Below are 14,928 nucleotides of genomic sequence, written 5' to 3'. Positions count from 1 at the left end.
TAATGTGTTATGGTCTGAAAATCCTCCTCAGAGTCAAATACTGTTTAAATAACAGGGGGTGAAACTAAACACGCCCCGCTTTACTATAGTGTTACTATTTTTTTTCAATGCGTTCTGAAAGAAATTACTTAGGGAGTATTCAACCAACCACAAAACAAATTAAATGGGGGGAAATAAAAACAACTCAGAAAAGTAATAATAAAAATCAAACAAAAGCATTCTTTAAAACATCAGCACAGCCGCACTTCCTTTCTTGGGGGATCCTTGGAACACCGACTTTTAAGAGCTTCCTTATCTTCTCATTGTTTTCGTGCATGACCTTGAGCACTTCTTGAGCGTCAACTGGCTTCTCTGCCCAGACGTCGTAGTCGGTAATTGCCGCAATGTTGACGTAGCACATTCCGAGCTCTCTGGCCAAGTTTACCTCTGGAACAAGGGTCATTCCAATTATGTGAGCGAATTGTCTGAACATCATAGATTCCGCCCTCGTGGAGAACCTTGGGCCTTCAATACATACATAGGTTCCTTTTTCGTGCACCGGGATGTTTAATTCTCTGGCAGTTTCGTAGAAGATTTTCCTCATCTCCGGACAGAAGGGATCTGCCATTGAAACATGAGCAACCCTTGGGCCGTTGTAGAAAGTGTAGTCTCTCTTCTTTGTGAAGTCTATAAACTGGTCTGTTATAACGATGTCTCCCGGTTTGTATTCTTCTCTAAGAGAACCAACCGCAGTAATACCAATGATTCTCTCAACCCCTACTTCTTTAAGGGCCCAAATGTTTGCCCTGTATGGAACTTCGTGTGGAGGGAACTCGTGATTCTTTCCATGTCTGGGAATAAATGCAACTTCCACACCCTCTATCTCTCCTATTTCCACTGGAGCCGAGGGCCTTCCATATGGTGTGTGCACTTTTACTGTCTCTTTTGGCTCAAATACACCATAAACACCGGATCCACCAATAATTCCTATTCTTGGCATTTGACATCACCAAAATAGAAATCTTGGATGGAGCTATTTAAGGGTTGTCTCCCTTGGACACCAAAGTGCCAACCTGAAGAATGCTAAATAAAAATAAAAAACTCATTTTGGAGCAACTTCAGATGTTAATTTTATTGATACTGCAACAGACCCCATACCTAAGAGCAAAGAGATTATCCAGAACTCAACAGGAGCCCCACCGAGTAATAGGATCTCTCGAAGGCCAACGACGTGATATGTCAATGGGTTAATTTTTCCTAAAAATTCTATCCACATAGGAGCAGAGCCTTTGAGATAAAATACAGGAGCAGTGAAGATTGTTGGCAGATTAAGTAGAGCAAAAAGCATGTTTCTTGTTAATTCCCCTCTCATCTTTACCCCAATTATTATGCCCATGCTTATCCAAAACACCGTTGAGACTAACAAATAGAGTACAAATTGAAGCAACGTTGCAGAAGATAGATACAAATTAAGGAACAGAACTCCCACAAACACCAGGAATAAGGACACCAAGATAACTACAGTGCTCTCCACTAATACCTTCGCAAGAATATAACCACTCAAACTTCCCCCTCCGAGAAGGGATGTTCGTATTATCCCAAATCTAACATCATTAAATGTTGTCGAGCTAACAACAGGATAAGAATAAAATATTTGAATTGCAATAATACCTGGAAGAACATAAAGGAGATAGCTTATGGTCTTTCCATGATACTCAAAATTCACGGTTCTCGATAATGAGAATGCAAAAAACAGAAAGTACAGGGTTGGGGTTAAAAATTGTGATATAAACCCTCCTATTGCCTCTTTCTTTAATGATATCTCCCTGTATACGAACCCATAGAGCCTCATTTTTCAATCCCCCCAATGAGCTTTATAAATCCATCAAGCAATGTCTCCTCCTTAACAACAATTTGAGTAATATCAAAACCGATATCTCGCAAGAACAGGAGAAGTTCATAAAATGCCAATTTATCTTCCAGCTCTACAGTATCTTTTCCAATAATTTTCCCTAAGTTGTTGCGTTTGAGATAATTAGACAGCATTCCCATAAGTTGAGGGAATAATTCCTTTTTGAACGTCACCATGACTTTACCGGCATAAACATGTTTGAATTCTCTAAGAGTTGTATGAAGGATTATCCTTCCTTTATGTATGAAAACTATCTCATCAGATAGACTCTCAACTTCCGCCATGTCGTTAGTTGTTAGGACGAAATAGTATCCCTCCTTACTCATTTCACGAATGAGATCCCAGGTAATCTTTTTCCCGATGGGATCTAGTCCTAAGGTTGGCTCGTCTATAAATATTAATTTACTTCTTGGATCTAAGAAAGCCCTAGCTAATTGTGTCCTTCGTCTTAATCCTCCAGACAGTTCAAGTACTCTTTTATGCTGATGCTCAGTTAAACCAAACATTTCAACAATATCATCTAAGCGTTTCTCAAGTTCGTTCTTTGGAATTCCCCGTATTATACCATAGAATTTTAAATTCGTCCTGACAGAAAGCAGAACATCAAGCTCTAAATCTTGAGCACATAATGATATCATTTCTCTAATTTTCTTTTTATCTTTAACTACATCAAGACCGAAGATTTTAGCCATGCCTTTTTGGGGTTTAAATGTAGTCGTTAGTATATTAACTAAAGTGGTCTTTCCAGCCCCATTAGGTCCCAGAATTGAAAGTATGCCACTGGAGATATCTGTGCTTAAGTTTATGTCACTCAACGCATAGTCTCTTCCATCATAGGAAAAACTTAGGTTGCTAATTTCTAACAATGGCATCACTACCACCTCTGGGCGTATCCCAAAGGAAAATATCATTTGGTGTTCTTTTTGTACCATCCTCAGAGTAGGGGTATCTAATTATACACCTCGGATCTGCAAGTTCTGGATTGTCGAAAACAATTTCAGAAATCATTGGACAACCTCTCAGACAGTTGTATAAGTAGGAACATTCATTACAAGGAGGTAAAAATTTACTTTTTCTAAATTTGTTTAGTGTTTTACTGTTTTCCCAGATTTCTTTTAAAGATTGGTACTTGAAATTACCAAAAACGTATTTTTTAGGATATTTTGTCATTAGTGTTCTTCCAGAGTCACATAAAGTAACATTTCCATTTGGATAAGCTGCTATAGAAAGTATACCAGCACTGCACGTTACTGGAATTCCACATCTGAAATAAGAAACCTCAGGTACAAATTTTTTGTCTTTGAATTTCTCCCTTATGGTGTTTTCTAACCATTTAATCTGTTCCTTAGAGGGAGGTAAGTGGCGATCTGCTCTTCCTTCTGGATAAACGACAAATCCAACAATGCTTTCAGCTCCTAAATCATGCATGAACTCCCAAAGTTCAGGAATTTGATCAATGTTATATTTTGTTATTGTACTCCTGACATGTATCTTAAAGCCAGCATCAATTAAGTTATAGATTCCACGAAGAGCTGATTCTAATGTCCCATTTAGTATTAATTTTTGATACGTTTCGGGATCAAGAGTATCGATACTAATCTGAATCCTCCTTGCTCCACTTCCATAGAGACGCTCTGCAAATTTCTTTGTTATCCCTACGGCTTTTGTTCCAAAGATAACATGCTGGTATCCTATGTCAAAAGCGTGGCGAATAACCTTAAATATGTCAGAATATGCCGTTATCTCCCCTCCTGATATTCCAAGGATTTTTGCTCCAAGGGCTCTTGCTTCGTCCAAAAGCCTCAGTGCATCACCGGTTGCCATAATTACTTCATCATCGGGTTTAAACTTTGCTTCCAATGCCATATTACAATAACTGCATTCTAAGGAACATCTCTCTGTAAGTATTAGCCAAAGTGCTGAAAGTTGTGAGAACTTAGTTGGGAATCTTGAGATATTTTTTCTTTCGCTGAGTATTTCTTCCTTGGATTTCATAAACTTTTTTGATTTTGTAATGTTCCCTAATTTTCTTTTAGATACAGTAAGTACATCATTCTTATGCATAAAACTTATGAAGTTCTGAACGTCATGTTTAACTCGTTCCTTTGAGACTTCGTATTTCTGAGATATGAGATTTACAATATCCTCCAAAGAATTTTCTCCAGTGCATAGACGCAGGACATCAAATTGAGTATAGGTGACAAACATGAATTTGTTTTCCCTTGCTTTATTTATTATAGCTCCAGCATTGGTTTCAATAAGATCAACATCTGGCCTAAGTATCGGGTATTCCATTGTATCACCTCCTAATATTGCTATCATGAAACAATAAAAAAGATAAAATCAGAATGGAAGTGGGATGTTTATTAAACATTGGGCACACCATTTGTCATATGGTTCAACTATACCTCCACCAACTTTAAGACTCATATCATATACTGGCTTTGTCTGCTCCATCCTCCCACCCCCATATAGTTTTGCATTATTATTCCAATTAAATACAAAATATAAATTTTTTCTATACAGAATTTTGTTACCATAATTAATAGTAGTAAAAACTTGAACAGAACAAACGTCTGCAAGAACCCAAATGCATAAAATATATAACATAATTTATGGAAACTAATTACTGATGAGTGGCATTTCAGTCAACAAAGAGGAGATTGAATTTCTAATAAACCTGCTGGACAAATACCCGCTCGAAAGCATTAGGAGTATAGCCAAGAAAGAAAATATTAGCTACCCAAAGCTCAAAAAACTTTTTGATAAATATTATGGTCCCTCCAAGAGTGTGCATATGGTTGCATCAATTAGCATAGCTAAACTCGGGCTCATGAGCTACGTGGCATTTCTATCGGTTCCAAGAGAGAACATAAAATCCACAATTGCCAAAATGTACCGCAATCCCTTTATTCCCGTTGCAGTTCCGTTTTTCGGTTTTATAAACGGGGTTTCAACAGTAATGTATGTCCCCCTAGAGCAGAGGGACAAAATAGACGAACTGCTGTCAAGGTATTCTCCAAATTATGAATACTACGAGGTATACGCTTATCCCTCAAAGAAACTGGAGTTTGGAAAGTGGGAGTTTAGCTATGACTACGCCCTCTTGCTTGACATCCTAAAAAGAGATGCAAGAACACCGATGAAGGAAATAGAAGAAGCCTTGGGAAAAAAGAGACCAACAATAAGGTACATGATAAACAGGCTCAAGGAGTTAGGAATACTAAGGGGCTTTATGACGGTAGTAAATGAAGAAGCCTACAACAGAGGATTCTGTGGAATAGCAAGATCTCTCAGCAAAGAATTTTTAGATAAGTTCAAAGAGCATGAGATAATGATCGGTGTAATAAAGCCTGAGGGCTATCTCATAGAATGGTACTTCTCAAGTGAAGAGGACATATATCAAAAAATTCTTGAATTCAGTAAGTACGTTGATAGGTTTGGCATATACTATTTTGACATGTTTGATTTCGGGATAAGGGGATTTTCGTTTTCCAAAGCAGTGAAAAAGGACAGAAAAGGGTACCACTCTATTCTGGATTTTGATTAACTTTAATCCCCAAAAATTCACAGTATTCTATACCATGGATATCTCCAGATGCTTGATATTCAAGCGCCCTGCAGTCGTGGCACGTGTATTTAAATGGACACGAGCGACAGAGAGTTATATTATCTTTGGTGAGTGTCCAAAACTGATTTAGAACTTTTCTTCTAGGCAGGTACCAGAGTTTATCCTTTCTTATGTTGCCAACCACGAAATTCCTCAGCAAGGGGCAGGGAGTTATGTAACCATCTGCAGCTATAGCGATCGTACCAGCCAAGCAACTGTGGTACTTGTTTGGAGAGGAAGGCAAGAGCTTCTTAACCTCAAACAGGTTAAACTCAACGTTTTTTAGTGAACCTGGAAAAAGGATATCCACATAAACTTCTCCAGGAAACTCAACTTTTTGCTGAAGAAGCTCAGTGTATTCCTTATACCTTGCCATTATCAGTGCTCCATGAGCCCATTTTAGATGTTCCAGTTCCGAGAGAGCATCTTCCGAATACTCCATCTCCACTATCACCTTTAAGCCTTCCACCGGATCAAGGGCATTGATGTCTTCAATTCTAATCGTAGCAAAAACATCTCCAGGAAAGCTTGCCGAGATATGCCTTGAAATTTCAATTAACTCTTCAACTTCGTCATAGTTCACCAAGTATATCTCCCGACCGCCCAGTCTTGTAAACTCTTTAACCACCCTTTCAATTTCTTCTATCCCTATTTTCTCGTCTCTCAAGATAAACCTGTTGTTCCCTATGCAGCCGAGAGAACGGGGAATACCATAAATCTCCGAAAATTTTCCTTTTCCACTGCCTAGACTTAAAATAATCCTCTCCAGTTTTCCATTATGAGATTTATAGCTCCACGGCGGCTTTGCCACAGTTGCAATCTTTAATCTATTAGTACTAAACTTCCAATGATCGCTACTATCCATCCCAAACCACCGTAAAAGGGTCGCATTTATGGTTGATATACTTTTTCTATTCATATTTTATTAACCACTAATCAGAGTAACACAAATCTGTACACTAACAACGGCAAAAGATTTAATAACTTTTAATTACTAAATTGTTATGGAGGTGAGAGAATGCAAAAGCCAGTTGAGTTGATACTTCCAAAAATTGAAAGAGCCATTTTTATTGAAGGGTACCCGGGGATCGGGCTTGTGGGACATATAGCCGCTAATTTTATCGCAAAAGAACTCAACATGGAAATGATAGGCTACGTGGAGAGCCCGTTTTTACCACCAATGTCTCTAATTCTAGAAGGCAAACCAAACCCACCATTGAGATTCTACGGGAAGGACAATATTATCATTGCTGTTGCAGACATATACATTCCTCCAACTTTGGTAAACGAGATAGCAAGAGAAATCGTTGGCTACCTAAAAGAAAACAATGCTGAGAAGGTAATTTCACTTGGCGGCATGGGGATTGGCTTTTTCAAAGAACAAATGGAAGTCTGGGGCGTAGGTGGGAGTGAAGAGGAGAACAAGGATTTGGAAAAATTGGGGGTCAAGATACTGAAATACGGCTCCATAATGGGGATGAGCGGAAAGCTGTTGTGGGAAGCGAGTAAAGAAAGACTCAAAGCGTATGCCCTTTTGGGAGAGACCTTCGGCGATAGACCTGATCCAAGGGCAGCAGCAAATGTAATTGAGATACTCAAAAACCTCGCCCCGATAGAGATTTCAACAGAGCCTTTACTCAAGGAAGCGCAGATGATAGAAGAGCAGCTGAGAAAAATGCACGAACAGATGGAGTCCGCGAGAAGAAGGGTCGAAAAAGAATACGAAAGTGTTTATCTGTGAGGTGAAGGGTATGGAACTCCTTGTACTTGGGGGGATAGCCCGGAAAACTCTTGATCAACTCATGAGAAATCCCTACAGGACAATAGAGGTAAGAAGTGCAAGAAACGTTATTGTTACCCGAAAATTGAAGCCCGGAGAAAAGATATTCCTGACTTATGAAACTCCTCAAGACATAACCCGGGGAACGGAGGGAATAATAGCAGAAGTCCTAAAGATGGAAGAGATGGAACAGAGAATACCCTGGGAAGAGAGTGATGAGCGGGAAATTACCGTATGCAGAATACAGCTAAGGCTTGTGGGACTGGGGAAGGTAATTGAGGTCTCAAGCGAAGACAACATAATGCGGGTAAAAGTCAGAGAAATGCTTCCACACGAAATGGCAATGGGTTAATCAAAAAGAGTCTTCTGCCTCCCCCTTTTAGATTTTCCCCTTTTTGGAGGAGTTAGCTTTCTAAACTCCAACCCTTCTTTTTCCAAAAGTTTTTTGGCACCGGAAGTTAGAGAGGGAGCAACCAAAATGCCACGCACTTTTTCATGTTCTTCTCTCATAGCCTCGACATATCTCTTTAACTGGCTGACAGCATGTAAATCAGCCCTCCTGCGCTTGAGCTCAAGGATAACAATGTTTCCCTCTTTGTCCACCCCAAGAACGTCCACGATTCCATGCTTTATGGGCTTTTCCCTAAATAACGGTTTAAAGCCCGCTTCAATAAGAGAAGGGTCCTCAAAAATCAGGTCAGCCATCTCTGCCTCACTGCCCGTTAATGCCAGCTCCTCATAGTCTTCCGCCTGAAAATAAGATATAAGGTAAACGTTAAGGAGCTCCACTTCAAGAATCTCCCGAGGCTTTCGCCGGATGCTCCTTAGAAATATCTTGTCTTCTTTTACTTCAAGCTCGACAGAGCTCCCAGGGGGCTGCCAGTTAACGGGTTCTCTTTTCTCCTTTTGATGAATTAAAAATGAACCATCAGGCTTTATTATTATAACTCTATCACCCGGGCCGAGTTCACTCTTGGCCCTTCCATCGTAAAAAACCCTGCAATGGGCAAAGATATTCACTATAGCCTCTTTTGAGAGGGCCCGGTTGAAAATATCCACAATTTCCTCATGGCTGGGATTCAGTTTTGCCTCTACCTTCATAGATCCTCAAAGGAAATTTAGAAAAGAGTTTAAAAAGTTAAAGGGCTAATCTTCAATTCCTTTTTCAGTTATCGTAAACGCCGCTTCTCCTTCAGGCAGATGCGGAGAGTCTATAAGTCTCGCAATCCTCTTTCCGGCCTTTCCTTTCCTTAAATAAACTCTAACAGTGGCGGAGTGTGCCAGGATATGACCGCCTATTGGTCTTGTTGGATCACCAAAGAATGCGTCTGGTCTTGCCTGAACCTGGTTTGTAACAAACACCGCTATGTCGTAAAGGTTAGCTAGACGATGAAGGTCTGCCAGATGTTTTGCAAGCTTTTGTTGCCTTTCCGCAAGTGTTCCCCTTCCCACGTATTCAGACCTAAAGTGTCCCGTGAGAGAGTCCACGACAAGAAGCTTAACGGGCCTGTCACTTGCAGCTTTTTCTTTAATGATTTCTTCAGCCCTCTCTACAAGGAGCATTTGATGATTGGAGTTAAATGCCCTAGCAACATAAATGTTCTTTAGTACTTCCTCCGGATCCATACCCCTATTTTCCGCTATTTGCTTTATTCTCTCCGGTCTGAAGGTGTTCTCGGTGTCAATCCAGATTACGCTTCCATTCAATCCGCCCTCTTCTGGGGGCTTTTGGACGAGAACAGCCAATGTATGGGCTAATTGGGTATTATGGAGTATCAGCCCGTTTGGTGCAACAAAGTTGTGAACCTCTGGAACCACCAGATCGTAGACGTAGTCATTGTACTCCACCAAGCTAACGCTCTCAACTTCGTAGAATGAGAGCTTCCTAGCTAAAGATATCACCTCAAGTGCATGCCTTGCTATTTCTCTTAGGTGTTGAATTTCAGATTTTAGCGCGGATATAACTTTAGCTCTTAATTCTGTATCTTTAGGAATCCCCCGGTAGCGGTAATTTTTAATTTGACCTTCTGTAAAACCATATTTTTTGAGGACTGTCCATGAAAATGGTAGCTTTGGCTTATCAGTATTGCAAAGTTCTTTTTCAGCACGCTCAAGCTCTGCAAGGGCTTTTTTAAAGTACTCTTCTATTTTCTCTAACGTCTTTTCAGTAAACCAAACTTCCTTTGAACGTGTTAGCAGGTGATATGCTGTCTCACCTTCTCGTTTAGGCAACTTGAAGTGTGAATAAAGCTTTCCTAGGTACCGTGCAAGCTGTGGTGGATACCTCCCAATCCCTCCTGAATTAAATCCACCAACTTTAATTTTTGACTTTTTAATTACATCCTCAAGCAGGCTTCTGTCTTCACCAGTTATATAAAGCCTGTAGTACGTCTTTCCTTCAATGAGTTTCTCTGAAACCGTGGAGGTTATTCCCAAACGCTTTAACAGGAAAACTAAGCCATCTGCAAGTTTTTTGCTTTTTGTTGATAACTCTACAATACTGTTAGATACGTATCCGTCACCATCCACATATCCGGCTAAAAATGCCATCAATGTTGTTTCATCCCCATTGAGAATTACATCCGGAACTTCTTTTGTGCTTGCGTCACTCTTCGCTAAGTTCCCAAGTACTCTATCTACCGTGCTCTTTCTTATAAGAATCCTATAAAGCCCCCTTCTCGTTTCTACCGTTGGAGTGTAACCGTCTTTGCTTTTTAGGTACTCGACGATAAAGTCCTTGATAACTTCAGAGCCTGTTGTTATCGAAACAGGGTTTGCTGTACCTTCAGCCACAAATAGACCCAAAAAGTATGCATCATCCTCATCAATAGTCAAAGAATTTGCTGGTACTTTCCTAACCCCTACAAGCACATCTCCCCTTTTGATTTCTCCAGCCTTTATCCACTGGAACCCATCCCTAAATACCAACACAGGGTGAGGAAGTGTTACTTTAATGTTGATCCCAGTTGAAAGCTTAAGTTCTACAAGGTTTGAGACCTTCTCCCGGTAAATGTAACTTGCCTTTGTCCTTTTTACTTCTCCGCTGTCAAGATCAAAGGCGTAAACGGTCACAGTATCCACTGGAACAGCGAAGCCATTATCAAATGGAACTTCGCCATTTTTGAGTGCATACTTTGTATACATTTCCTCTATGCTCTCAAAATGCACTACTGTGTCATTTTCGTAATAGATTGGAGTGTCCTTTGCAAAGCATTTTCCACTTCCAAATTCTCCAAATACCTCGGAAATAGCCTGTGTTTCAATTCCACCGCCGAGAAGCTTATCTAAGGCCTTGCTTCCGGTAGTAATCTTGCCCACAACAGCCCTCTTTTTTAAATACTCGTCGGCACGCATAAAGGTTCCAATATTGGCAGCTTCTCTCGCGGCTTGAATAATCTTTAGAGCAGCCCCTTCACTTATTCCAGCAAGCTCTTTTAGTTCCAAGGGAGATGCAACTGCTATTGCTTCCAAACTATCATAACCTGCCTCTCTAAGCTTTTCAGCAGTTGCGGGTCCAACTCCGGGGAGATCTTCCAAGCTTCTTATTTCCTTCTTTTTGGTTTTTTCAGCTTCATTTGACAATTCTTCAACTTCCCCAAGTTCTTCGAAATCCTCAAGCTCTTCAAACTCTTCAAGCTCTTTAATTCCATCCTCAACTTTCTTTTTTCTCGCCATAGTTACCACCCATAAGCATGATTCTACATAGTAGTGGATTCAAAGTGCTTATATATTTTTCCCATGCCCGAAAAAAGGACTTAAAGGCTGAAAATTACAAAACCATTGATTAGTAAAGCCAGAATACAAAAATAAAGGCCTTAAGTTTGAGATTTCCAGTGGAAATGAAACTCTACTTTGCAGACTTGATAACCAACAGCTTTGCACCTTCCGGAATCGGCTCATCAAGAGGTGGCATGAGGTGAATTTCTTCTTTTGCATAACCAAGGAGAAATAGCCCTCTGGAATAGAGAATTTTGAATGCTTCTCCAAAAGCCATTCTATCCATCTCGGGGAGTCTTAGAGAAGTTATATCGTATCTCCCGAGGGCTGTTGTTATATCATCTATGACGTCAACAACCTCGGGCTCAAAGACTGCGCTTGCAAGCAACCTTCCAGCCAAAGTTCTGCTGGTTATTACCCTATCTGCTCCAGCTTGTCTTAAGAGGGGGACACTCTCGTGTTTAAGAACCTCCACAAAGACCTTTGCCTTAGAAAGCTGTTTTATCATTAACGTCACGAACACGGACTCGGAATCATCGCCCAAAGCCAGTAGAACATAACCAGCGTTCCCGATATTTGCTCTCTCCAACGTTTCCCTATTTGTGAACTCCCCGATGATAACTTCCACTTCCTCTGGAATGGTAAGCTTCTTCCTCTCATCATCGTTCGGAAGAATGACGATTATTGGCTTTTTGGGAGCTTGATTTTTACTTATGGCATCCATAAGCTCCAGCAAAGCGCTTTCTACACTTTCTCCCCTCCCCATGATAACGTAATGATCCTTAAACTTTACCCTGTGCATCCCCATCATCCTCCTAATCGAGCCAGACAAGAAATATTCGGCAAGGATTGAAACAAAAGCTGTAAACGTTGCTATTCCACCAATAGAGGCAAAAATCGCTATAATCCTGCCAAGGGCGGTTGATGGTGTTATGTCTCCATATCCAATGGTCGCCATTGTTATGACCGCCCAGTAAAGAGCCGTGAAGAAGTCCACCCCCTCAGCATACATGTAAAGCAATGCCAAGATTATCGCAAGCAAAACCACAGCTAATGCAAGAGCGAATATTTTGCTCCTTTTCAGCTTTGTCCTTATCTTCAAAAGCCTTCTAACTAACGGAATGGGTATCATTGCATTAGAAGTTAAGACTCGACCTTAAAAAGCTTCACATTTCCAGTGGAAATAAAACACCACAATTTTGGATAACAATGGATAATCCAATACGCCAATGTCCACTAGTTCCAGTGGAAATAAAGCTCTTTTTCCATGTCTATCTGAACGTTCATAAAATTATCTGATGACCCCCCCAGAGTTTCATTTCCACTGGAACTCGATTTTGAAAAATGGACGGATTTTGTGGAAGGAGAGAATGTAAAAACCATTTAAAAGGACATTTAACGTTTACAAATATTGATCTGTTCACGATGTTTAAATAAAAAACGGCAATTAGTTATTATTTTTACTATTTATTTATGTCATTGTTGAACAATGTTCATAGATAAGTATATATATCCAAAAGTACAGAGAATATGGGAGTGTTTACACCAGATTAATTATAAAAAGAGTGGTGTTTTGCGCCGCTTCCACAGGAAATACAACTCTGGGGGGTCAGCTCATTGTTTAACAATTAGCCCCTTAGTAAATGCTTTTGTTAAATCCAATGCATATCTAAGATCATTATTGTCCTTGTTTTGATGTATATATATGTTCATTTTTTCTCCACGAGAAGCGGGAACTGAATTGTCAAATGCTTGCTAATTGTAAACTTTTCATATGACTTTTATGTTCCTTATGAGCGTTGCTTCCAGTGGAAGAATGAGCTTAAATACTTCAAAGGTCAACTTCATAAGGTGGTTCCTGTGGAAGTACTCAAGTGGCTGGAAGAAGGGTATGATGGTGCTAAGGATATAGTGGACCTTCCGTGGAAAGTTACAAAAACTGCAGAGAATTTCTATGTTGCTGAACATCCCAAAATTCCGTTTGTTCTCAACATCGTGATAACCGATGAGTTTGTTCACCTTATAGTTCCGCTTGGATTGGAGACTGTTGCATTGGAGTTGCCAGAGCGCTTGAAAGTTTACCATACCCTCTTGTTGCTGAACGATAGGCTAAATCTGATAAAGTTCTGCATAACTGGGATGAATGAGGAGATAACCTTGAGGGTTGACTTGGACAGGAAAACTCTTGGAAAAGGGGAATTTAACGATGCTCTTACAAGTCTCTTGATAGGTTTGAATCAAGTAATAGCTGCCTTGGGACTTGAAGAAGAGTTCGCTAGGGCAGTTTTTGAGAGAGTTGCAATGATGGTGCTGGAAAGACTTGAAAAAGGTGCCAAAAAAGAAGAAATTCTGAACTTCTTGGTAGTTAAGGTCGGGATGGATCCAAAAGATGCCGAGGAATTCTTGGAAAAGATAATTGAGACTAAAAGCCCGAAAGAGGATATTGGTTACTTTTAACTACCTTTCAATTTTTAATTCCATCAGCCTCCTGCACAAGCTCCAGTGGAAATGAAACTCTTGATGTATGTCCTTCTTAAAGACCAACTTCAATTCGTTTAGCCCAGTTTTCCCCCTAAATTCACCAAACAAAAGCACGTTGTTAATTTCTATAACACCAAAAACTGCCGCCAAATTGAAGATTAGGGTCCTCAGCTGGTAACCGGTTGCGTAGTGTTCGCTTAGCTCTTCGTGGGGATATTCAAAGAGAAAGTACTCGACGCCTTCGATTTTAGCTATGTCGGTCATCGCTATATCTGCCGTTAAGAGAACTACGAGTGCTGGGGTGTTTTTATCGAACTCCTTTAAGCTCTTTATTATCCGCTCGTCGTTTGTGTTCGTCTTTTCATCGACGCTTTTTACCTCTATTATTTTGTCTTTTATCTTTTCGTATTCCCTTAGGGCTATGTACGCAGCTTTCCTTGATTTCTTCATCCTCCTGTTGCTAAATTCTTGGAGCAAATGCGAATTGTGGAGAATTTTTCTCAGCTCTTTTAATTGTGCTGGCTTGTATTTGAAGTTCATTGAGTTTTCTATTTCCTTCTTGACCAGATCCACTATGGCTATCTGGATTCCTTCCACTCCCCTAAGCTTTGATAAGAATGCGTGGTACAGCAGGTTTGTATCCGGGGCGAAGACTATCCCCTTCGTGAGGCTCTTGTATGCGTTGAGCTTCTCCTGGAACTCTTCTATGTTTGCGTAGTTTATGATTCCACTGGAAAGGAAGCACTCATAAAAGTCTCTGTATGTGGGAAGATCGTATAGGTACTTTTCTTTCCCTCGAAGTACTTTATGAAATTCGTCTTCTTTGGCCAACACCCGTATTTTGTAGCCCTCTCTATAGGGAAACGCCTCCAAAAGCGGGATGTTGTAGAGGGGGCTGCCCACTCTTATTTTGTCTCTCATCTGGATTAGGTTTATGAGTATCTGGAGTTCGGGCTTCTCTATAATTTTTTCCATCGCCTGCCCTCCATAAAGTCCTTTAGTCTTTGAATGTGCAGAGGAATCATCATGTATGGCCTGTTTGCGTATTCCAAGTCCCTAAGTGAAAGGTAAAAGAGGTGCTCCACTTCCAGTGGAATTGCATGAATAGCTGCTCCTGCTACTAAGGCCTTTCTTCCAGAGGTTATGTCAACAGAAACTTCGTATCCTTCTTCTTTCAGCTTTTTGAGGAGTTCTCCTATCTTCTCATCTGCCTCGAGAAAGTTGTCTTCCTCTATTATCGCCCATTCTATCTCTGGAGAAAAGCCGTATTCACTGGAAATTATCTTCAGGGCTTCCACAGCTTTTGGCAGCTTCTCGGAATAGATATCCTCCAGAAAGATGTAGATCTTATCTGGCCTGTAGCCCCTCATAACCACGGCGTAGTATGAGTTTATCATGGCCCACGTTGACCTTCCGAGCATTGTGATATATGCCTTCATAGGCTCCACT

Annotated in this window: 14 protein-coding genes; 4 read left to right on the top strand and 10 right to left on the bottom strand. The window is 40.4% G+C overall.

The window, feature by feature from the left end:
- Nucleotides 1-205: 205 nt before the first annotated feature.
- From GBV73_RS04835 to GBV73_RS04820, 4 genes are all read right to left on the bottom strand, one after another.
- Nucleotides 206-979 carry an S-methyl-5'-thioadenosine phosphorylase gene (locus GBV73_RS04835; RefSeq protein WP_152879719.1) on the bottom strand — a complete coding sequence of 258 codons (774 nt, stop codon included), beginning with the start codon at nt 977-979 and terminating at the stop codon, nt 206-208.
- Nucleotides 980-1,081: 102 nt separating this feature from the next.
- Complete coding sequence (locus GBV73_RS04830) at nt 1,082-1,831, bottom strand: ABC transporter permease (RefSeq protein ID WP_152879717.1); 750 nt, start codon at nt 1,829-1,831, stop codon at nt 1,082-1,084.
- The gene (locus GBV73_RS04825) at nt 1,828-2,763 is read right to left on the bottom strand and encodes an ABC transporter ATP-binding protein (RefSeq protein WP_015850248.1); all 936 of its coding nucleotides are present in this window, start codon (nt 2,761-2,763) and stop codon (nt 1,828-1,830) included. Before GBV73_RS04825 ends, GBV73_RS04830 begins: the two co-directional genes overlap by 4 nt.
- Nucleotides 2,744-4,186, bottom strand: a complete 1,443-nt coding sequence (locus GBV73_RS04820) for a PqqD family peptide modification chaperone (protein WP_172967200.1) — start codon at nt 4,184-4,186, stop codon at nt 2,744-2,746. The genes GBV73_RS04825 and GBV73_RS04820 overlap by 20 nt, the downstream gene beginning before the upstream one ends.
- A 337-nt stretch (nt 4,187-4,523) precedes the next feature.
- On the opposite strand from GBV73_RS04820, the gene GBV73_RS04815 reads away from it, so the two are divergent.
- Complete coding sequence (locus GBV73_RS04815; RefSeq protein ID WP_152879713.1) at nt 4,524-5,441, top strand: Lrp/AsnC family transcriptional regulator; 918 nt, start codon at nt 4,524-4,526, stop codon at nt 5,439-5,441.
- Here GBV73_RS04815 and GBV73_RS04810 read toward each other — a convergent pair.
- Nucleotides 5,422-6,366, bottom strand: coding sequence for an SPASM domain-containing protein (locus tag GBV73_RS04810; RefSeq protein ID WP_042698336.1), 945 nt, complete (start codon nt 6,364-6,366; stop codon nt 5,422-5,424). The two genes, GBV73_RS04815 and GBV73_RS04810, sit on opposite strands and share 20 nt — an antisense overlap.
- A gap of 153 nt (nt 6,367-6,519) precedes the next feature.
- Between GBV73_RS04810 and GBV73_RS04805 the strand changes: the two genes are divergently transcribed.
- Together GBV73_RS04805 and GBV73_RS04800 are read left to right on the top strand one after the other, a co-directional pair.
- A complete protein-coding gene (locus tag GBV73_RS04805; protein ID WP_152879711.1) occupies nt 6,520-7,242 on the top strand; it encodes a proteasome assembly chaperone family protein in 723 nt (240 codons plus the stop codon).
- A gap of 10 nt (nt 7,243-7,252) precedes the next feature.
- Nucleotides 7,253-7,633: a DUF473 domain-containing protein gene (locus tag GBV73_RS04800; protein ID WP_152879709.1), complete on the top strand. Its 381-nt coding sequence runs from the start codon at nt 7,253-7,255 to the stop codon at nt 7,631-7,633.
- On the opposite strand, the gene nucS is transcribed toward GBV73_RS04800, so the two are convergent.
- From nucS to GBV73_RS04785, 3 genes are all read right to left on the bottom strand, one after another.
- Nucleotides 7,630-8,382 carry an endonuclease NucS gene (nucS, locus tag GBV73_RS04795; protein WP_152879707.1) on the bottom strand — a complete coding sequence of 251 codons (753 nt, stop codon included), beginning with the start codon at nt 8,380-8,382 and terminating at the stop codon, nt 7,630-7,632. The genes GBV73_RS04800 and nucS overlap by 4 nt on opposite strands.
- Before the next feature lie 45 nt (nt 8,383-8,427).
- Nucleotides 8,428-10,956 carry a DNA repair and recombination protein RadA gene (gene radA / locus GBV73_RS04790; RefSeq protein WP_152879705.1) on the bottom strand — a complete coding sequence of 843 codons (2,529 nt, stop codon included), beginning with the start codon at nt 10,954-10,956 and terminating at the stop codon, nt 8,428-8,430.
- A 172-nt stretch (nt 10,957-11,128) separates the two neighbouring features.
- Nucleotides 11,129-12,130 carry a TrkA family potassium uptake protein gene (locus tag GBV73_RS04785; RefSeq protein ID WP_152879703.1) on the bottom strand — a complete coding sequence of 334 codons (1,002 nt, stop codon included), beginning with the start codon at nt 12,128-12,130 and terminating at the stop codon, nt 11,129-11,131.
- A gap of 728 nt (nt 12,131-12,858) precedes the next feature.
- Between GBV73_RS04785 and GBV73_RS04780 the strand changes: the two genes are divergently transcribed.
- Entirely contained in the window at nt 12,859-13,455 is a 597-nt protein-coding gene (locus tag GBV73_RS04780) for a DNA-binding protein (protein ID WP_371717011.1), read from the top strand.
- Here GBV73_RS04780 and GBV73_RS04775 read toward each other — a convergent pair whose 3' ends face one another.
- The gene (locus GBV73_RS04775) at nt 13,456-14,454 is read right to left on the bottom strand and encodes a PIN domain-containing protein (protein ID WP_152879699.1); all 999 of its coding nucleotides are present in this window, start codon (nt 14,452-14,454) and stop codon (nt 13,456-13,458) included.
- Nucleotides 14,439-14,918, bottom strand: a complete 480-nt coding sequence (locus tag GBV73_RS04770) for a hypothetical protein (RefSeq protein ID WP_042698359.1) — start codon at nt 14,916-14,918, stop codon at nt 14,439-14,441. Before GBV73_RS04770 ends, GBV73_RS04775 begins: the two co-directional genes overlap by 16 nt.
- Nucleotides 14,919-14,928 lie beyond the last annotated feature (10 nt).

It is taken from the genome of Thermococcus sp. 101 C5 (genome assembly GCF_009372125.1).
Classification (GTDB): Archaea; Methanobacteriota_B; Thermococci; order Thermococcales; family Thermococcaceae; genus Thermococcus_A; species Thermococcus_A bergensis.
Note: the sequence above shows the minus strand (reverse complement) of the source record. Positions and strands in the feature narration are given on the sequence as shown.

Excerpts from the sequence above, each read along its gene's own strand:
- GBV73_RS04830 (WP_152879717.1), bottom strand. The coding sequence starts at position 1,831 with ATGAGGCTCTATGGGTTCGTATACAGGGAGATATCATTAAAGAAAGAG.
- GBV73_RS04800 (WP_152879709.1), top strand. The coding sequence starts at position 7,253 with ATGGAACTCCTTGTACTTGGGGGGATAGCCCGGAAAACTCTTGATCAA.
- GBV73_RS04820 (WP_172967200.1), bottom strand. The coding sequence starts at position 4,186 with ATGGAATACCCGATACTTAGGCCAGATGTTGATCTTATTGAAACCAAT.
- GBV73_RS04825 (WP_015850248.1), bottom strand. The coding sequence starts at position 2,763 with ATGCCATTGTTAGAAATTAGCAACCTAAGTTTTTCCTATGATGGAAGA.
- nucS (WP_152879707.1), bottom strand. The coding sequence starts at position 8,382 with ATGAAGGTAGAGGCAAAACTGAATCCCAGCCATGAGGAAATTGTGGAT.
- GBV73_RS04815 (WP_152879713.1), top strand. The coding sequence starts at position 4,524 with ATGAGTGGCATTTCAGTCAACAAAGAGGAGATTGAATTTCTAATAAAC.
- GBV73_RS04770 (WP_042698359.1), bottom strand. The coding sequence starts at position 14,918 with ATGAAGGCATATATCACAATGCTCGGAAGGTCAACGTGGGCCATGATA.
- radA (WP_152879705.1), bottom strand. The coding sequence starts at position 10,956 with ATGGCGAGAAAAAAGAAAGTTGAGGATGGAATTAAAGAGCTTGAAGAG.
- GBV73_RS04775 (WP_152879699.1), bottom strand. The coding sequence starts at position 14,454 with ATGGAAAAAATTATAGAGAAGCCCGAACTCCAGATACTCATAAACCTA.
- GBV73_RS04785 (WP_152879703.1), bottom strand. The coding sequence starts at position 12,130 with ATGATACCCATTCCGTTAGTTAGAAGGCTTTTGAAGATAAGGACAAAG.
- GBV73_RS04810 (WP_042698336.1), bottom strand. The coding sequence starts at position 6,366 with ATGGATAGTAGCGATCATTGGAAGTTTAGTACTAATAGATTAAAGATT.
- GBV73_RS04805 (WP_152879711.1), top strand. The coding sequence starts at position 6,520 with ATGCAAAAGCCAGTTGAGTTGATACTTCCAAAAATTGAAAGAGCCATT.
- GBV73_RS04835 (WP_152879719.1), bottom strand. The coding sequence starts at position 979 with ATGCCAAGAATAGGAATTATTGGTGGATCCGGTGTTTATGGTGTATTT.